The sequence below is a fragment of the Nocardioides dilutus genome, assembly GCF_054779555.1.
Genome location: NZ_BAAGYA010000001.1, coordinates 1,712,645 through 1,730,730, shown reverse-complemented (window position 1 = coordinate 1,730,730; position 18,086 = coordinate 1,712,645). Strand labels below are relative to the sequence as shown.

Here is an 18,086-nt window from a genome sequence, read left to right as displayed (position 1 = left end):
AACAACAAACGCCAGGCGCAACAACTCCTCAGGACGAGCTGAGCCGGGCATCGGAAGCGAAACAGGAGGCGGTTCGCGTGCAGCGAAAGGTTAGTTTCGCCGTGGTGGGGATGCTGGGGTTCGCCCTGACACTCACCGCGTGCGGTGACGACGACAACGGTGGTTCGGGCAACGACGGCGGCGACAACGGCGGCACCAGCGCCGGCAAGATCGGCGTCATCCTTCCCGACACTGAGTCCTCGGTCCGCTGGGAGGCCTCGGACCGCCCGGAGCTCGAGAAGGCCTTCGAGGCGGCCGGTGTCGAATACACCATCCAGAACGCCGAGGGCGACGCCGAGAAGATGGGCACCATCGCCGACGGCATGATCGCCGACGGCGTGACCGTGCTCGCGATCGTCAACCTCGACTCCGAGTCGGGTGCCGCGATCGAGGAAGAGGCGGCCGCGCAGGGCGTCAAGACCATCGACTACGACCGGCTGACTCTCGGCGGTTCGGCGGACTACTACGTCTCCTTCGACAACACCGTCGTCGGTGAGCTCCAGGGACAGGGTCTCGCGGACTGCCTCGGCGAAGGCCCCGCCAACATCATCTACCTGAACGGGTCGCCGACCGACAACAACGCGACGCTCTTCTCGGCCGGTGCGCACAGCGTTCTCGACCCGATCACCGACTACACGATCGTCGGCGAGCAGGCGGTTCCGGACTGGGACAACGAGCAGGCCGTGACCATCTTCGAGCAGCTCTTCACCCAGGCCGACGGCAAGGTCGACGGCGTGCTCGCCGCCAACGACGGTCTCGGTGGCTCGGTCATCTCGGTCCTCGAGAAGAACGGTCTCGCCGGCCAGGTCCCCGTGACCGGCCAGGACGCGACGGTCGAGGGGCTGCAGAACATCCTCGCCGGCACCCAGTGCATGACGGTCTACAAGTCCGCCAAGCTCGAGGCCGGTGCACTCGCCGACGCGGCGATCGCCCTGGTCAACGGCGAGGAGGCCGAGACCACCGGCACGGTCGAGGACAGCGAGGGCGGCCGCGACGTTCCGTCGATCCTGCTCACGCCGGTCGGGATCACCAAGGACACCGTCAAGGACGTGATCGACGACGGTGGCCAGACGGCAGCTGACGTGTGCGCGGGCGAGTACGCCGCGCTGTGCGCCGAGGCGGGAATCTCCTGACCGTAGGAGACTGACCAGATAGCGAGGGCGCCCGGGTCGGATCACCCGGCCCGGGCGCCTTTCGTTCATCCGAACAACCAATCTCGGCCCAAGGAGTCCCGATGAGCCAGCCGCTGCTCGAGCTGCGCGGAGTCAACAAGAGTTTCGGCGTCGTCCACGTCCTGCACGACGTCGACTTCGCCGTCTATCCCGGCACGGTCACGGCGCTGGTCGGCGACAACGGCGCCGGGAAGTCGACCCTGATCAAGATCATCGCCGGTATCTACGGCCGCGACAGCGGGGACTACTACTTCGACGGCAAGCAGGTCGAGGTCCACGGCCCCCGCGACGTGGCCGCCCTCGGCATCGAGGTCGTCTACCAGGACCTCGCGCTGTGCGACAACCTCGACATCGTCCAGAACATGTTCCTGGGCCGCGAGGAGCTCAAGCGCGGCACGCTCGACGAGCCGGACATGGAGTCCCGAGCCCGGGAAACCCTCGCCTCCCTGTCGGTCCGCACCGTCAACTCGGTGCGTCAGACCGTCGCCAGTCTCTCCGGAGGCCAGCGCCAGACCGTGGCGATCGCCAAGGCGGTCCTGTGGAACTCCCGGATCGTGATCCTTGACGAGCCGACCGCCGCGCTGGGCGTGGCCCAGACCCGCCAGGTCCTCGACCTGGTGCGCCGTCTCGCCGACCGCGGCCTCGGCGTCGTGCTCATCTCGCACAACATGACCGACGTCTTCGAGGTCGCCGACCGGATCACAGCGCTCTACCTCGGACGCGTGGCCGCGGACGTGGCCGCCAAGGACGTGACCCACAGCCAGGTGGTCGAGCTCATCACCGCCGGCCGCTCCGGCGATCTGGGCATCTCCGAGAACCCCGCCACCGCGAGCGTCTGAGGAGGAACGGACATATGACTGTCGAGACCAACGACCAGCCCGACGCGGGAGGCACCGCGGCCGCGGACAAGGCCTTCTCCGGCGACACCGTGCACAACGTCTCCCTGGGCGGCGCCTTCCAGGAGTACGTCGCCCGAGTGCGCGGCGGCGACATGGGATCGCTGCCGGCGATCTTGGGCCTGATCCTGCTGATGATCATCTTCAGCTTCGCCAGCGACACCTTCACCACCACGCTCAACCTTGCCAACCTGGTCACCCAGGCCGGCCCGATCTGCGTGCTCGCCCTGGGCCTCGTCCCGGTCCTGCTGCTCGGCGAGATCGACCTGTCCGCCGGCGTGGCGGGCAGCACGGGCGCCATGACGGCCGGCCTGCTCATGATCGACCACGGCCAGAGCTGGTACGTCGCCACGGCGGCCGCGCTGGCCGTCGGAGTGTTCATCGGCGTGCAGATCGGCCTGCTGGTGGCGCGCCTGGGCATCCCGTCGTTCGTGGTCACGCTGGCGTACTTCCTGGGTCTCCAGGGCGTGATGCTCTACTTCATCGGGCAGGGCGGCTCGGTCCGCTTCAACAACGAGGTGCTCCGCGGCCTGGCGATCAAGAACGTCGACCCGACGGTCGGCTGGATCGGCGCGGCCGTGCTCGTCGCCGCCTACGCGCTGCTGTCGGCGCGCACCTTCCGCACCCAGGTCGCCCAGGGCCTCCAGCACCCGCCCCTCAGCCTGGTCCTGATCCGGATCGGCGTCGTAGCGGCCATCCTGCTCGGCCTGGTCACCTTCTTCAACCAGAACCGCAGCCGCAACCCCAACTTCCCGATCGAGGGCGTGCCGCAGATGCTCATCGTGGTCGTCGTCCTGCTGATCCTGTGGACGTTCATCCTGACCCGCACCCGCTACGGCCGGCACATCTACGCCGTCGGTGGCAACGCCGAGGCCGCCCGTCGGGCCGGCATCAACGTGGCGCGGATCCGGACCTCCGCGTTCGTCGCCTGCACGACGATGGCGGCGGTCAGCGGCCTCCTGCTCGCCGCCAACACCGGCAAGATCTCCCCCGGATCGGGTGGCAGCAACACCCTGCTCTACGCCGTGGGCGCTGCCGTGATCGGCGGGACCAGCCTCTTCGGCGGTAGGGGCCGCGCCGTCGACGCCATCATCGGTGGACTGGTCATCGCGACGATCCTCAACGGGCTGCTCCTGCTCAACAACGCTGCCTGGCTCAACTTCGTCGTGACCGGTGCCGTCCTCCTCCTCGCCGCAGGCGTCGACGCGATCTCGCGCCGCCGTCGTTCCGCGGCCGGGGTCTAGGAACGCCGGGAGCTCGATGAGCACCGACCGACGGGCGGGCACGGGGACCAACCAGGAAGCCGTCCGCCGCCACAACCTGGGCACCCTGCTCCGGCACGTCCACCGTGCCGGGCAGGTGTCCCGGGCCGAGCTCACCAGCGCGATGGGGCTCAACCGGAGCACCATCGCGGGGCTGGTGGGCGAGCTCGAGTCGCTCGGCGTGACCGAGCGGGCCGTGCCGGCGGGCGGTCGGCGGGGGGCCGGCCGCCCCTCGGCCGGCGTCGCCCTGACCGACCACGGTCCGTACGTGATCGCGGTCGACCTCGGCGTCGACCGGATGTCGGTGGCCCGGATCGGGCTGGGCGGCATCGTGCTCCAGCGCGCCCAGGCACCCATCGACGGAGTGGCCGAGGCCTGGCAGGTCGGGGCGTCCGTGGCCACGCTGATCCGCCAGGTCACCGAGGACGCCGCGGCCTCGGCCCCGCTCGTGGGGATCGGGATCAGCGTCCCGGGTCTCGTCCGGCGCAGCGACGGGCTGGTGCGGCTCGCCCCCAACCTGGAGTGGCACGACGTCTCGTTCGGCTCGATCGTGCTCGCGGCGCTGGGGCTCGACGTACCGATCTCGCTCGCCAACGACGCCGACCTTGGGGCGCTCGCCGAGCACGAGCGCGGGGTCGGGGTCGGCGTCGACGACCTGATCTACGTCTCCGGCAACGTCGGTGTCGGCGCCGGGGTCATCACCGCCGGACGCCGGCTGGAGGGAGCGGGCGGCTACGCCGGCGAGATCGGACACCTGCGGTTCAACCCGGCCGGCAAGCCGTGCCACTGCGGCAACCGCGGCTGCTGGGAGACCGAGGTGGGGGCCCACGCCATCGCCTCGGCGATCCGCTGTCCCGAGGACAAGATCCCCCAGCTCGGGGAGGTCCTGGACAGCTTCACCGAGCCGACCAAGGAGCTGCGCGTGATCGGCGGTCACATCGGCTCGGGCCTGGCCAGCATCGTCAACGCCTTCAACCCGCGGATGATCGTGCTCGGCGGCTACTTCCGCGCCCTCTACGCGCTGGTCGGCCCCGAGGTGACCCGCGGGATGACGGAGCGCTCGCTGCCCGCACCCTTGGAGTCCGTGACCCTGGCGCTCCCCGGCCTCGGCGACGACTCGGTGCTGCTGGGGGCGGCCGAGATGGCCTTCGAGCCGCTCCTCGTCGACCCGGTCGCCGCGCTCGGCACCGCCCTGGTGGACGTCCGCGCCCGCCTGGCCGGCTGATCGAGCGGGCGTGAGTTTCACCGGCTAGCCGGTGAACTCACTCACGCCGACAGGTCGAGCTCGCCGGCGAGCAGGTCGCCGAAGGACCACTCGGCAGCACCGAGCGCGGCGGCCTGGATGCCGAGGGCGCCGGGCCGGAGCTCGGGGCGGTGCTGGACCTCCGAGACCAGCCGCTCGTCGAGCGTGCGGCGGGCCGGCCCGAGGACCAGGTCCCCCAGCGGCACGAAGTAGCCACCCAGGACGACCACGCCCGGGTCGAGCACCTGGGTCAGGACGGCTATCCCGAGGCCCACGTCGCGTCCGATCCGGGCGAGGCCGGAGCGCACGGCCACATCGGTGAGGGCACGGGTCGCGACCGCTCGCGAGGTGTCCAGCGGAGTCGCCAGCTCGGTCATGCCGACCTCCTCGAGCATGGCGTGCAGACCGATCGACGCCTCCCAGCAGCCCCGGCGGCCGCAACCGCACTGCGCGTCCGGGTCGCCGACCGGCATGTGGCCGACCTCGCCGGCGAACCCGGTGGCGCCCCGCACCAGCTCGCCGTCCTCGACGATGCCGGCGCCGATGCCCACGGTGCCCGTCAGGTAGAGCACGTGCGGGCTGTCGGTCGCGGCACCGTGGTGGGTCTCGGCGTACGCCGCGCAGTTGGCGTCGTTGCTGACCCGGATCCGGCAGCGCCCTCCCAGCAGGCGCTCGAGCCGCCGGACGAGCGAGTCCCCCCGCAGCGGGACGTTGGGCGCCCAGGCGACGGTGCGGTCGTCGCCGCGCACCAGGCCCGGGACGGCCAGCGTGGCGCCGACCAGCACGCGCCCGGCCACTGCCGGGAGCACGGCCTGCTCGACGAGGTCGAGGAGCGCCTGCTCACGGCGCAGCACGTCGAGCGGCGTGGGGCGGATCTCCACCAGCCTGGTGTCGCCGGCGAGGTCGAGGACGACCACGGCCACGTAGTCGACGTTGATCTCCAGGCCGAGCGCCACGAACCGGTCGCCGTGCAGCGCGACCGGTCGGCCGGGCCGGCCGCGGGCCCCGGCCCGGGACTCCTCCTCGAGCACCGCCCGGGCCCGCTCGAGCTCGGCCACGATCACACCGACGGTGGCCTTGGCGAGCCCGGTGCGGTGGGACAGCTCGGTCCGGGTGGCCGGCCCCTCCCGGCGCAGGCTTCGCAGCACCAGCGACACGTTCTGCCGCCGGAGCCGCTCAGTGCTGGACGGCTCGACCTGGCCCCCTGACTGAGCCATCGGGTCAGCGCACCCCGTAGAGATGCTCGAGGGCGAGCTGGTCGAGGTGCTCGGCGCCGAGCCCGCGGGCGGCCAAGGCCTCGACGTCCGGCAGCGGCCAGGACTGCAGGTCCTGCCAGGTCTCGCCCTCCCCCATCGTGGGCACGCCGAGCTCTGGCACACGCGATGCCTCGAGCGCGGCCTGCACCTCGGGGTCGGCGCGGAACGCCTTGACCTTCTCGCGCAGCACCAGGTAGTTGGTCATGCACGCCTTGGCCGACGACCAGACGCCGTCCTCGTCCTCGGTCCGGGCCGGCTTGTAGTCGAAGTGCACCGGACCGTCGTAACCACCGGCGAGCAGGGTGTCGACCACCCAGAAAGCCCCCCGCACGTTGCCGGCCCCGAACCGCAGGTCCTGGTCGAACTTCGGCCCGTGCTGGCCGTTGAGGTCGATGTGGAAGAGCTTGCCCTGCCACAGCGCCTGCGCGTAGCCGGCGGCGGCGTTGAGGCCGGCCATCTCCTCGTGCCCGATCTCCGGGTTGACGCCGACCAGCTCAGGCCGGTCGAGCGTGCCGATGAACGCAAGCGCGTGGCCGACGGTCGGCAGCAGGATGTCGCCGCGCGGCTCGTTGGGCTTGGGCTCGATCGCGAAGCGCAGGTCGTAGCCCTGGTCGGCGACATAGTCGCCGAGGAGGTTGAACGCCTCCTGGTAGCGGTCCAGCGCCACCGCCACGTCCTTGGCGGCGCCGGTCTCGGAGCCCTCGCGCCCGCCCCAGCAGACATAGACCTTCGCACCGAGCTCGGCGGCGAGGTCGAGGTTGCGCATCACCTTGCGGATCGCGAACCGGCGTACGTCGCGCACGTTGGAGGTGAACGCGCCGTCGCGGAAGACCGGGAGGGTGAAGAGGTTGGTGGTCGCGGTGGTGACCACCAGGCCCGTGTCGGCCAGGCCCTTGCGGAACCGCTCGATGATCGCTTCGCGCGTCGCGTCGTCGCTACCGAAGGGGATGACGTCGTCGTCGTGGAAGTTGACGCCGTAGGCACCGAGCTCGGCGAGCTTCTCCAGCGCGTGAACGGTGTCCATCGGCGGCCTGGTCGCGTCGCCGAACGGGTCGCGAGCCTGCCAGCCCACGGTCCACAGGCCGAAGGAGAACTTGTCCTCGGGGGTCGGTGCGGGGATCTCGATGGTCATCGGATGCTGCCTCTCGTTCGGATCATGCCGGGTGGGTCCAGGACTGGGTGCGGTCGCGCAGGTCGGCGTAGCGCTCACGGACGCCGGGGGCCGACGCGCCCTCGACGGTCTCCCCGCCGGGGAGCGGCCAGGCCGGCGGATCGGCTGCGCCCGAGAGCGCCCAGGCGGCCTGGCGGGCCGCACCGAGCGCGACGTACTCCCCCGCCGGCAGGAAGGTGACCGGCCGGCCGAGGATCGTGGGCGCCAGGGCGCGCAGGGCCGGGCTGGCCGTCGCGCCCCCGATCATGAGCAGCCGCCGGGGTTCCTGGCCGGTGTGTGCGACCAGCTCGTCGACCGCGTCGGCGAGCGAGCAGAGCAGGGCCTCGAACGCCGCCCGGGCGAGGTCGGCGCGGGTCGTGGCCTTTGACAGCCCGGTCCAGGTGCCGACCGCGTTCGGCCGGTTGGGGGTCCGCTCGCCGCCGTAGTAGGGCAGCAGGCACACACCGTTGGCCCCGGCGGGGGCCTCCAGGGCGAGCGCCGACAGCCCGTCGTGGTCGACGCCCAGCAGGGCGGCCTGCAGGTCGAGGATGCCGGCGGCGTTCATGGTGGTGACCATCGGCAGGAACCCACCGGTGGCGTCGGCGAACCCGGTGACCACCCCGGTCCCGTCGGCGACCGGCGTCCGGCTCACCGTCGAGGCCACGCCCGAGGTGCCGACCGAGAGGACCACGTCGCCGGGCTCGAGGGCGAGGCCGAGCGCGGCGCCCATGTTGTCGCCGGTGCCGGCGCTCACCACGGCGCCCCCGACCGTCTCCCCGGCGACCGAGCCCGGTCCGACGACCTGCGGGAGGGCGACCTCGTGGCCGAGTGCCGCGGCGGCCAGGTCGGGTCGCCACTCACCCGCCGCGGTGGCGAAGTAGCCGGTGCCCGAGGCGTCACCGCGGTCGGTGAAGGGCGCGGTGCCCTCCGTGCAGGCGTGCAGTGCGACATAGTCGTGGGGCAGCAGGACGTCGGCGACCCGGGCCGCAGCGGAGGGTTCGTGGTCGCGGAGCCACCGCAGCTTGGTCGCGGTGAACGAGGCCACCAGCACGCTGCCGATCGCATCCGCACAGGCCTGCGGTCCGCCGTGCTCGGCGATCAGGTCCGCGGCGGCCCCGGCCGAGCGGGTGTCGTTCCACAACAGGGCGGCGCGGACCGGCTCACCAGCCGTGTCCCTCGCGACCATGCCGTGCTGCTGGCCGGCGACGCCGACGCCGGCCGCCTGGTCGGCGAGGCCGGTCGTCGCCTCGTCGTAGGCATCGAGCCAGGCCCGCGGATCCACCTCGGTGCCGAGTGGGTGGGGGGCGCCCTGCCGTCGGAGGACCGTGCCGTCCGCGGCGTCGACCAGGAGGGCCTTGGTCGACTGGGTGGAGGAGTCCACCCCCAGCACAGTGGTCACGGTCACATAATAAGTACGAGTCCCGAACTAATGTCAACAGCCTGACGGTCGGGGGTACCTGACCAGCGCTGAGGAACGTCCGCTGCGCCGACCGGCGCCGCGGTGGTTACGGGGGAAAGAGGGGAGCAACTCATGGAGTTCATCCTGTGGATCGCTGCGGTGATCCTGGTCGTCTGGGGCATCGTCACGGCGGTGCGAGGAGCCTGGCTCATGGGAATCGTCCTGATCGTCGTCGGCCTGCTCGTCGGCCCCGGGGGCGTCAGCGTCTTCACCTAGGCCTCAGCCACACATCCAGCCGGCGTAGTCGCTAGGTAGAACACGTTCTACCTGGCGACTACGCTGCGTCTGTGCGCTTCTCGATCAGCACCGCCTACATGCCGACCGCGCAGCTCGTCGAGATCGCCAAGGCAGCCGATCGGCTGGGATACGACAGTCTGGCGATGCCCGACCACGTCGTCGACCTGGAGACGCTGCGCACGCCTTACCCCTACACGCCCGACGGCACCCGGCGCTGGGGCTTCGAGGCCGAGTGGCCCGACCCATGGGTGCTCGCGGGTGCGCTGTCGACCGTGACCACCCGGTTGCGGTTCTTCACCTCCGTCTACGTCCCGGCGGCCCGCAACCCGTTCCAGGTCGCCAAGTCGGTCGGCACCGCAGCGGTCATCTCCGGCAACCGCGTGGCCCTCGGCGTCGGCATCGGGTGGTGCGAGGAGGAGTTCGAGCTGCTCGAGCAGAGCTTCCGGACCCGCGGCAAGCGCACGGACGAGGGCCTGGCTCTGCTCAAGGAGCTGTGGAAGCCCGGCTGGGTCGAGTTCTCCGGCGACTACTACCAGGCGCCTCGGCTCGTCATGGAGCCCACGCCCACGGCGCCGATCCCTATCTACGTCGGCGGGTTGTCCGAGATCGCGCTCGCTCGCGCGGCGCGCCACGACGGCTGGGTCGGCGACATGTACCGGACCGACGAGGCGATGGGCTGGGCCCGGCGCCTCGACGAGCTACGCCGCGGGCGGGGCGCGACCGGCGACTTCGCGGTCATCGTCGCGCTGACCGATGCCTTCCTGCCCGAGCACTTCGCCCGGGCCGAGGAGGGGGGCGTGACCGACTGCATGACGATGCCGTGGATGTACTACTTCGGCACCGAGGCCACGCTGGAGCAGAAGCTGGAGGGCATGACCCGGTTCGCCGAGGAGGTCATCGCTCCGCTGGGGGCGTCAGGACGCTAGGACGACGGTGACCGTCTCGCAGCCGTCGGTGACGTCCAGCGGGTCGACCGACCCGGTGTAGGTCAACACGTCGGCGGGGCCCGGCCCGCAGTAGATGATGTCCACCGACCCGTCGCTGGTGGCCAGGACCCGGTTGTCGCCTGCCTCGGCATAGACCATGTCCTCGCCGGCGCCCAGCGTGATCACGTCGTTGCCGTCGTCGCCGACGACCTTGTCGTTGCCCGGCCCGTCGGAGATCTGGTCGTTGCCCAGGCCACCGTTGATGTCGTCGTCGCCCTCACCGCCGTCGACCAGGTCGTCGTCGTTGCCGGCCGCGAGCTTGTCGTCGCCGGCACCGCCCTCGAGCCAGTCGCCGTCGTTGGTGGTCGTGATCAGGTCGTCGCCCTCACCCCCGATGGCGTGGTCGCGGCCGTCGTTGAGGAGCAGCACGTCGTCACCGGCGCCGCCCTCGGCGGTGTCGTTGCCGCCGCCACCCCGGATCTTGTCGTTGCCGGCCTGCCCGTAGGCCTTGTCGCTGCCGGCACCCAGCGTCAGCTTGTCCTTGCCGGGCCCGCCGTCGACCGTGTCCTTGCCGCCACCGGCGACGATGGTGTCGTTGCCGGCCTTGCCCTTGATCGTGTCGTTGCCGGCCTTGCCCTTGAGGGTGTCGCTGCCGCCCGTCCCGTTGATGGTGTCGTTGCCGCCCGTCCCGTTGATGGTGGCGGCCCGCGCGACCGACGCGCCGCCGGCGACGGCGGCACAGACGGCCGCGGCCGCGAGCGCGCGTGCCCATGGGTGTGACATCGGCGGCCCCCCTACTGCGTCTGGACGATCTCGCAGTTGGAGATGTAGTCGATGTTGGCATCGCCACGGCCACCCACGAAGACGATGGTGTCGTTCGGGCCCTCGCCGCAGTAGATCTCGTCACGCACGCCGTCGGCGGTGACGTAGACCGTGTTGGACCCCTCCTCGCCGAAGACGATGTCCTTGCCCTCGCCGAGGACGATGACGTCGTTGCCGGCGTCGCCGGAGATCTTGTCGTCACCGGGTCCGTCGGTGATGCGGTCGTTGCCGTCGCCGCCGTCGTGGTCGTCGTTGCCGTCGCCACCGTCGATGGTGTCGTTGCCGGCGCCACCCTGGACCTTGTCGTTCCCGGGGCCGCCGATGAGGGTGTCGTCGTCGTTGAGGCCCTTGATGACGTCGTCGCCCTTGCCGCCCTCGGAGTGGTCGTTGCCGTCCCCGCTCTTGATGACGTCGTTGCCACCGTCGCCGTAGGACTTGTCGTTGCCGCCGCCGCCCTTGAGGAGGTCGTTGCCGCCCTTGCCCTTGAGCGTGTCGTTGCCGCCCTTGCCCTTGAGGGTGTTGGCCTTGCCGTTGCCGACCAGCGTGAGGGCCTCGGCGGGCAGCGACATGCTCAGCACGAGCGCGGCTGCCGTGAGGACGCCGACGGCCAGCTTGGGAACAGGGGTCATGGCGTGACTCTAACGACCTGACGCCGCGCCGCCTGTAACGCAACGAGACCTCCCGTCGCTCTTGGGTGTGACGGCGGTCCGCTCGGGCCCGGAGAGGTGGAGTCTGGATGAGCAGGAACAGCACAGGGACCAGGACCATGACGTGGAGGTCCCTCCTCGGCACGGTCGTCGCAGTGGCGGTCGCTGCCACCCCGGCGCTGGCCGGCATGACCAATGCGCCGGCCTCGGCGAGCGCGCCCGAGCGTGCGGTCAAGAACGAGACGACGATCTCGATCCGGGTCAACGACCGCCGGGTCGAGGCAGGCGAGACCACCAAGGTCCGCGGCAACCTCAACATCAAGAAGAGCGACGACGAGCCCGGTCGGCTGGTGACCCTCGAGGCGAAGACCGCGGACGACGCGGCGTTCACCGCGATCGGCACCGCCACGGCCGGACCCCGCGGCGGGCTGAAGCTCCAGGTCGCTCCCGCGGTCACCACCCGCTACCGCTGGTACTACCCCGGCGACGCCGACACCCGCGCCAGCCGCAGCGGAGTCGCCCGGATCGTGGTCGGCCCCGGCCAGGGGGACGGCACCCCCGAGCGGATCAAGACCACGCTGTCGATCCGTGCCACCGACCGTCCCGTGGACCACGACGGCGACAGCCTGGTCCGCGGCAAGCTGCTGGCCCGGGGGGTCGAGATCCCCCACCGCCAGATCCTGCTCCTGGCCCGCACGGCCGGCAACCCGTTCGCACCGGTGGCGACGGCCCGGACCGACCGCGACGGCGTGGTCCGGTTCCCGGTCAGCCCGACGGTCAAGACTGCCTACCGCCTGAAGTTCCAGGGCACGCGACTGCTCCGGCCGGCCCGCAGCGGCGTCGTGCGCATCGGGGTCCGACCGGAGATCAGCGCCTCGGCCTCACCCAGCCCCATCAACCCGGGTGAGTCGAGCACGGTGTCCGGCCTGGTCACCTACGAGGGTGCGCCCTACGTGGGTGCGACCGTCGACCTGCTCGCCCGCCACCCTGGGCGGCACGGGAGGTTCAGCGTGGTCGCGACCGGCACCACGGACCCGCTCGGCGCGGTGTCGTTCGTCCAGTCGCCCCTGCGGACCACGGTCTACCGGCTGCTGGTCCGGCACTCCGAGGGCACTCCCCCGCGGGCCGTGAGCGACAACGTCCGGGTCGTCGTCCGGACCGCGACCTCGCTGTCGATCCGCGGCCGCACCACCCCGGAGGGGTACGCCGTCAGCGGCGTCCTCCGCGGTGGCGGCGGGCCGATCGCGGGCCGCATCGTCTCGCTTGAGCTGCTGGGCGAGGACGGGCTGACCTGGACCGCGATCGACTCGGCCCGCACCAAGAAGCGCGGGAAGGTGAAGTTCCTGGAGCCCATCTCGGAGGGCGCCAGCTACCGCCTCTCGTTCGCGGGCGGCCACCGCCTCGCGCCGAGCGTCAGCGGGGTTGTGGTCAACTGAGATCCGCCGCGACCCCCGGAAGGAGCCGGCGCTGGACGAAGTCCGCGACCAAGCCGCCCACGGACCCGAGATCACGCGCTCTCGGGTCCGTGGGCTGCCCGAGGACGACCTCACCGCCGCCCTCCACGCCGCCCGCTCCGGGGACGAGGACGCCTTCGTCACCGTGTGGAAGACGCTCCATCCGCCGCTGTTGCGCTACCTCCGGGTGCGCGGCGACGACGGTCCCGAAGACCTCGCCTCGGAGACGTGGATGCATGTGCTGCGCGGACTCGAGACGTTCGTGGGTGACGCCCGCGAGTTCCGGGCCTGGCTCTTCACCATCGCCCGCAACCGCGCCGTCGACGCCGGTCGGGCCCGCACCCGTCGGCCGACGGTGCCCGTCGCCGACGTCACCGAGCTGCATCCCGACCCGCATCGGCACCACGCTCCCAGCGCAGAGGACCTTGCCATCACCAACGACGACACGGCCCGCGCGCTGCGGCTCGTGGCCACCCTGCCGGCGATGCAGGCCGAGATGGTGATGCTCCGCGTGGTCGCCGGACTCGACGTGGCCGACGTCGCCGAGATCCTGGACAAGAAGCCCGGCACGGTGCGGGTGACCGTGCACCGGGCGCTGCAGACCCTCGCGCGCGACCAGCGCGCGGCCTCCCCTACAGAGACCTCACGAGAGGTGGTGTGACATGGCCGAGCCGTTCGACGACGACCCCTTCGACGACCAACCGTTGGTGCGATCGCTCCGCGAGCCCGGCACGCCGAGCGAGCTGGCCGACCAGGAGCACTACCTCGCGATGTTCCGCGAGACGCGCGGCGGCAGCAGGGTCACCCCCCTCTCTCCCGGTCCACCACGCCGCTCGGGCGGCCGCGCCGCACGCCGGCTGGGGGCCGGGACCACGCTGAGCATCGCTATCGCCGTCGCGGGCGGCGGCGTCGCCGCGGCCTACACCGCGAACCTGCCCGAACCTCTGCAGCAGTTCGCCCACGACGTCCTCGGGCCGGTCCACGTGCCCCCGCCCACACCGGCGCGCCGGGACCGGGTCGAGACCGCCCCAGACACCGACCCGAGTCCGTCCGACGCGGAGATCCCGACCGCGACCCCGGCACCTGAGCCGACGCCGACCGCTGAAGTCACCAAGCCCGGCAGTGGGGACCCGAAGCCGAGCGGGCAGGCCGACCCGAGCCACGCGGCGTCCGACGACCCGAGCGAGGCGCCGTCCGACGACCCGTCTCCCACGCCGTCCGTCACCCCCACCGCGACCCCCTCGCCGACACCCAGCCCGACCCCCACGCCGACCCCGACCCCGACGCCGCCCCCGGCGCCGGAGGCGCCGGCCCCGGCCACGGTGAGCATCGCCGGCACCAGCCACCGGGTCGACTACGCCACGTCGCCGGAGTTCTCCGGGGTCGTCCGCGACGACGACGGGTCGGCGGTGGCGGACGTCCAGGTCGCGTTGATGCAGCTCGAGGACGGCGTCTGGCGCCGGGTCGCCTCCACGACCAGCAGCGAGGAAGGCACGGTGTCGATGTCGGCGCCGCCGGTCTACGAGAACACGGTGCTGCGCCTGAAGACCAAGGGCGCCAAGAGCGACCGCTGGCGGGTCAGGATGCACCCCGAGCTCACGCTGTCGCCGTCGGTCGCGGACGACACCGTGACCATGGCGGCCGCCGCCACCGGCGGGCAGCAGGGTGACGTGGTCCGCCTCTACACCTGGCGCGACGGCGAGCGCGTCACTCTCGCCACCGGGATCCTCGGACCCGACGGGACCGTCACGTTCCAGGTCGAGCAGGAGACTAAGAAGGCGCGGTACGCCGCCCTGCTCGAGGCGACCGACGAGCACACCGCCGACAAGACATCGGTCGTGGTCACCAAGCCGCAGACGCCGAAGGACGAGCCGACCCCGAGCCGGGGGGCATAGGTCCCGCGGCCCGGTGACCTCCGGCCGTTGGGTGGGACTGCCGGTCGGAGGCATTGTCGAACCATGACCACTGCTGCCGCCCACGACGCCGCGCCGGACCACGAGCGCCCCAGGGCCCTCGTCGTCGTCGAGTCGATGTTCGGCAACACCCAGCAGGTCGGTGCCGCGGTCGCCCTCGGCCTCGACCTCGCAGGCTTCGAGGTCGAGGTGCTCGGGGTCACGACCGCTCCGGCCGAGCTGCCCGCGAACCTGGCGCTGCTCGTGGTCGGCGCGCCCACCCATGCCTTCTCGCTGAGCCGGCCGAGCACCCGGGAGGACGCCGTCCGCCAGGGCGCCGACGCGGAGCGGGCCGGCTATGGCATGCGCGAGTGGCTGGGCGAGTGCCACGACGGCGAGCACCCACCGCCGGTCGCCGTGTTCGACACCCGGGTGAGCAAGGTCCGCCGCCTGCCGATGGCCGCCGGACCGGCGGCCCGCCGCCTGGCCCGGGCCAAGGGCTTCGAAGTCCTGGACCACCCGGCGTACTTCCTGGTCGAGGACATCAGCGGCCCCCTCGCCGCCGGCGAGCTGGCCCGCGCCACGGGGTGGGGACGGCACATCGGTGCCCTGTGCCTCGAGCGCGGCGCGGTCGTCGCGATCTAGCTGCAGCTGCCGCGAGACCTAGGACTAGAGCGGCACCCGCCAGTCGACGGTGGTGCCACCGCCGGGCGCAGAGGTCACCGTGAAGGTGCCGCCGCGCTTGAGCGCCCGCTCGCGGATGTTGCCCAGGCCGCTCTCCCGGGCGTCCTCGGCGATCCCGCGACCGTCGTCAGTCACGACCACCCGGACCTCGTCGCCGACGCTGACCGTGACCGAGACCGACGAGGCATCGGCATGTCGGCTCGCGTTGGACAACGACTCCCCGAGGACAGCCAGCAGGTCCGGGGCAACGAGCGGCGGCACGAGGGTGCGCAGGGGGCCCTCGATGACCAGCGTGGGCCGGAACTTCAAGGTGGCCGCGGCCCGGTCCACCAGGCGTGTCACCTCCGCCTGGAGGTCTGCCGAGTCCGCCAGCGAGCCCAGCGCGAAGATCGTCCGCCGGATGTCCTTGATCGTCCCGTCGAGGTCATCGACCGCCGTGGTCAGGCGCTCGGTGACCTTCGGGTCGGTGGACGAGCGGGCGACGCTCTCGAGTCCGAGACCCACGGCGAACAGGCGCTGGATCACCAGGTCGTGCAGGTCGCGCCCGATCCGGTCGCGGTCCTCGAACAGCACCAGGCGCTGCTGGTCCTCGCGTGCTCGCGCCAGCTGAAGGGCGAGCGTGGCCTGCTCGGCGAAGCTGGCCGGCAGGGCCTGGTCGACCAGCTCCGCCCGGGAGGCGTTCTCGGGCAGCCAGCCCAGTGTCAACGCCCCCTCCACGCCCTTGCCCGACCCGAGCGGTACGACGATGGCCGGACCGAGAGACCCCAGTCCCAGCTCAGCGGCCGGGTCGATGACTCCGAGCTCGGCGCCCAGGTCCTCGACGGTGAGCACGGTCTGGCTGCGGACCACCCGTGCCGACAGGGACTCCGACATGGGCAGCGCGTGGAGCGCGTCGCGGTCGGCGTCGATGCCCGACACCACCTCCATCACGAGCGACTCGGGGTCGCGCCCCACGACCACCCAGGCCACGTCGGCACAGGCCACGGCACGGGCTTTGTCCGCCACGACCTGAAGGGAGTCGTGCTGGGAGTCCTGGTCGGCGAGGACGCCGGTGATCTCAGCGGTCGCCGCGAGCCACTCCTGGCGCATCGCGGCCTCCTCGTAGAGCCTGGCGTTCTCGATCGCCACGCCCGCGGCCGCGGCCAGCGCAACCACGATCCGCTCGTCCTGCTCGGTGAAGTCGACGCCCCCGGCCTTCTCGGTGAGATACAGGTTGCCGAACACCTTGTCGCGGATCCGCACCGGAACCCCGAGGAAGGAGGTCATCGGGGGGTGTCCGGGCGGGATGCCGTAGGACGCCGGGTGAGCGGTCAGGTCGTGCAGGCGCAGCGGCTCCGGCTGGTCAATGATGAGCCCGAGCAGCCCGTGCCCGGACGGCAGGTCACCGATCTCCACGACCTGCTCCTGGGACATCCCGTGGTGGATGAAGGTCCGCAACCGGCGGTCCCGCCCGACATCGAGCACGCCCAGCGCGGCGTACTTCGCATCGGCGAGGTTGCTCGCGATGAGAACGATCCGGGAGAGCACCCCGTCGAGGGTCAGGTCGGCGGCCATCGTCACCACCGCGTCGAGCAGCAGCCGGAGCCTGGCCTGCTCGTCGAGCACCCCGTGAACGCGCGTCAGCAGCTCGCGGAGCAGGTCGTCGAGCTCCACACCGGCAAGCTGTCCCTCGTCAGCCACCTGACAACGCTAGCAACGAACGGGGGCCCGTATGTGCAGGCCGTCCGGCCCCGCCGATTCGGGACCTGCGGCCCCTCCGGGCGGAGTCCCGTCGGGGTGACACTGCCGGACATGGAAACCTCGGAGGACAGACTGCTGATCGACCTCGACGAGGCCGAGTGCCTACGTCTCGCGGCCACCGAGCCGGTCGGTCGACTGGTCTGGACCGGCCCCGCCGGACCCTCCGTCGTGCCGGTCAACTTCACGCTCGAGGGTCGCTCGGTGCACGTCCGCACGGCGGCCTACTCCGCGCTCGCGCGCGAGTGCGACGACAGCCGGGTGGCGTTCGAGGTGGACGCCTACGACCCTGACAGCCGGCTCGGCTGGAGCGTGGTGATGCTCGGCCGTGCCTCGGTCGGGCTGGTCCGTCCCGGAGCCCCCGCCCCCGAGGTGTGGCCGGTCGGCGCCAAGGCCGCCCAGCTCACGATCGACATCGACAAGGTGACCGGACGCCGGCTCCGCCGCCGCAACTGAGCCGCGCTCAGGACTGCTGGTGCTTGGTGGCGAAGATGGCCGCCTGGGTCCGGCTGCTGAGTCCCAGCTTGGCGAGCATCGAGCTCACGTAGTTCTTGACCGTCTTCTCGGCGAGGTACATCCGCTCGGCGATCTCGCGGTTGGTCAGCCCTTCCCCGATCAGCTCGAGGATCTTCTGCTCCTGCGCGGTGAGAGCCTCGAGCTGCTGGTCGCGCGGAGGTCCGTTGCGGACCCGCTCAAGCACGCGGGCGGTCACCGAGGGGTCCAAGGTCGACTCCCCGGCGGCGACCCGGCGTACCGTGTCGACCAGGTCGTTGCCGCGCACCTGCTTGAGGATGTATCCGGCGGCCCCGGCCATGATCGCGGAAAACAGCGCCTCGTCGTCGTCGTAGGACGTGAGGATGAGTGCCTTGATCGTCGGGTCGACCGACCGGACGTCGCGGCACACCTCCATGCCGGTGCCGTCCGGGAGCCGTCCGTCGAGGATCGCCACGTCCGGCCGCAGGGCCGGGATACGGCGGACCGCCTCTTGGGCGAGGCCGGACTCGCCGACGACCTCGATGTCTCCCTCCGACTCGAGCAGCTCCTTGATGCCGCGTCGGACGACCTCGTGGTCGTCGAGGAGGAACACCCGGATCGGGGACGTGTCGTTCGCCATGTGCACACCGTAGACACCATCCCCAGGAAGACACAGGCTCATCGGCCTCCGTGGACGGGACCAAGGTCCCTGCTCCCCCGCCCTGCGACGGCACAG

Annotated in this window: 18 protein-coding genes; 11 read left to right on the top strand and 7 right to left on the bottom strand. The window is 71.6% G+C overall.

Features of this window, described 5'->3' with window-relative positions:
• The first annotated feature begins 77 nt into the window (after positions 1 to 77).
• The 4 genes from ACYVC6_RS08455 (at position 78) to ACYVC6_RS08440 (ending at position 4,594) form a co-directional block, all read left to right on the top strand.
• Positions 78 to 1,172 (top strand): sugar ABC transporter substrate-binding protein, encoded by a 1,095-nt coding sequence (locus tag ACYVC6_RS08455; RefSeq protein ID WP_460712896.1) that lies wholly within the window; start codon positions 78 to 80, stop codon positions 1,170 to 1,172.
• Between the two features lie 101 nt (positions 1,173 to 1,273).
• Entirely contained in the window at positions 1,274 to 2,050 is a 777-nt protein-coding gene (locus tag ACYVC6_RS08450) for an ATP-binding cassette domain-containing protein (protein ID WP_460712894.1), read from the top strand.
• Positions 2,051 to 2,064: 14 nt separating this feature from the next.
• Positions 2,065 to 3,351, top strand: a complete 1,287-nt coding sequence (locus tag ACYVC6_RS08445; RefSeq protein ID WP_460712892.1) for a sugar ABC transporter permease — start codon at positions 2,065 to 2,067, stop codon at positions 3,349 to 3,351.
• 16 nt (positions 3,352 to 3,367) lie between these two features.
• Positions 3,368 to 4,594 carry an ROK family protein gene (locus ACYVC6_RS08440; protein ID WP_460712890.1) on the top strand — a complete coding sequence of 409 codons (1,227 nt, stop codon included), beginning with the start codon at positions 3,368 to 3,370 and terminating at the stop codon, positions 4,592 to 4,594.
• Positions 4,595 to 4,635: 41 nt separating this feature from the next.
• Here ACYVC6_RS08440 and ACYVC6_RS08435 read toward each other — a convergent pair whose 3' ends face one another.
• From ACYVC6_RS08435 to ACYVC6_RS08425, 3 genes are read right to left on the bottom strand one after another with little or no spacing between them, the layout of a single operon-like run.
• A complete protein-coding gene (locus ACYVC6_RS08435) occupies positions 4,636 to 5,829 on the bottom strand; it encodes an ROK family protein (RefSeq protein WP_460712888.1) in 1,194 nt (397 codons plus the stop codon).
• Between the two features lie 4 nt (positions 5,830 to 5,833).
• Complete coding sequence (gene xylA, locus ACYVC6_RS08430) at positions 5,834 to 7,000, bottom strand: xylose isomerase (protein WP_460712886.1); 1,167 nt, start codon at positions 6,998 to 7,000, stop codon at positions 5,834 to 5,836.
• 22 nt (positions 7,001 to 7,022) lie between these two features.
• A complete protein-coding gene (locus ACYVC6_RS08425; protein WP_460712884.1) occupies positions 7,023 to 8,417 on the bottom strand; it encodes an FGGY family carbohydrate kinase in 1,395 nt (464 codons plus the stop codon).
• 132 nt (positions 8,418 to 8,549) lie between these two features.
• Here ACYVC6_RS08425 and ACYVC6_RS08420 point away from each other — a divergent pair, with 132 nt between their 5' ends.
• Positions 8,550 to 8,693, top strand: a complete 144-nt coding sequence (locus tag ACYVC6_RS08420) for a GPGG-motif small membrane protein (RefSeq protein ID WP_460712882.1) — start codon at positions 8,550 to 8,552, stop codon at positions 8,691 to 8,693.
• A gap of 71 nt (positions 8,694 to 8,764) precedes the next feature.
• Complete coding sequence (locus tag ACYVC6_RS08415) at positions 8,765 to 9,640, top strand: TIGR03619 family F420-dependent LLM class oxidoreductase (protein ID WP_460712880.1); 876 nt, start codon at positions 8,765 to 8,767, stop codon at positions 9,638 to 9,640.
• On the opposite strand, the gene ACYVC6_RS08410 is transcribed toward ACYVC6_RS08415, so the two are convergent.
• Positions 9,629 to 10,423 carry a calcium-binding protein gene (locus ACYVC6_RS08410; protein ID WP_460712878.1) on the bottom strand — a complete coding sequence of 265 codons (795 nt, stop codon included), beginning with the start codon at positions 10,421 to 10,423 and terminating at the stop codon, positions 9,629 to 9,631. The two genes, ACYVC6_RS08415 and ACYVC6_RS08410, sit on opposite strands and share 12 nt — an antisense overlap.
• An 11-nt stretch (positions 10,424 to 10,434) precedes the next feature.
• Positions 10,435 to 11,091, bottom strand: coding sequence for a calcium-binding protein (locus ACYVC6_RS08405; RefSeq protein ID WP_460712876.1), 657 nt, complete (start codon positions 11,089 to 11,091; stop codon positions 10,435 to 10,437).
• Positions 11,092 to 11,228: 137 nt separating this feature from the next.
• On the opposite strand from ACYVC6_RS08405, the gene ACYVC6_RS08400 reads away from it, so the two are divergent.
• From ACYVC6_RS08400 to ACYVC6_RS08385, 4 genes are all read left to right on the top strand, one after another.
• Positions 11,229 to 12,545, top strand: a complete 1,317-nt coding sequence (locus ACYVC6_RS08400) for a hypothetical protein (RefSeq protein ID WP_460712874.1) — start codon at positions 11,229 to 11,231, stop codon at positions 12,543 to 12,545.
• On the top strand, positions 12,532 to 13,224 hold the full coding sequence (locus tag ACYVC6_RS08395; RefSeq protein ID WP_460712872.1) for an RNA polymerase sigma factor: 693 nt from the start codon (positions 12,532 to 12,534) through the stop codon (positions 13,222 to 13,224). The genes ACYVC6_RS08400 and ACYVC6_RS08395 overlap by 14 nt, the downstream gene beginning before the upstream one ends.
• 1 nt (position 13,225) lies before the next feature.
• Entirely contained in the window at positions 13,226 to 14,458 is a 1,233-nt protein-coding gene (locus tag ACYVC6_RS08390; RefSeq protein WP_460712870.1) for a hypothetical protein, read from the top strand.
• 63 nt (positions 14,459 to 14,521) lie between these two features.
• The gene (locus ACYVC6_RS08385) at positions 14,522 to 15,100 is read left to right on the top strand and encodes a flavodoxin family protein (RefSeq protein WP_460712868.1); all 579 of its coding nucleotides are present in this window, start codon (positions 14,522 to 14,524) and stop codon (positions 15,098 to 15,100) included.
• Positions 15,101 to 15,124: 24 nt separating this feature from the next.
• On the opposite strand, the gene ACYVC6_RS08380 is transcribed toward ACYVC6_RS08385, so the two are convergent.
• Complete coding sequence (locus tag ACYVC6_RS08380; protein WP_460712866.1) at positions 15,125 to 16,819, bottom strand: sensor histidine kinase; 1,695 nt, start codon at positions 16,817 to 16,819, stop codon at positions 15,125 to 15,127.
• 111 nt (positions 16,820 to 16,930) lie between these two features.
• Between ACYVC6_RS08380 and ACYVC6_RS08375 the strand changes: the two genes are divergently transcribed.
• Positions 16,931 to 17,332: a pyridoxamine 5'-phosphate oxidase family protein gene (locus tag ACYVC6_RS08375; RefSeq protein WP_460712864.1), complete on the top strand. Its 402-nt coding sequence runs from the start codon at positions 16,931 to 16,933 to the stop codon at positions 17,330 to 17,332.
• A gap of 7 nt (positions 17,333 to 17,339) precedes the next feature.
• Here ACYVC6_RS08375 and ACYVC6_RS08370 read toward each other — a convergent pair whose 3' ends face one another.
• On the bottom strand, positions 17,340 to 17,990 hold the full coding sequence (locus ACYVC6_RS08370; protein WP_460712862.1) for a response regulator: 651 nt from the start codon (positions 17,988 to 17,990) through the stop codon (positions 17,340 to 17,342).
• Between the last annotated feature and the right edge of the window lie 96 nt (positions 17,991 to 18,086).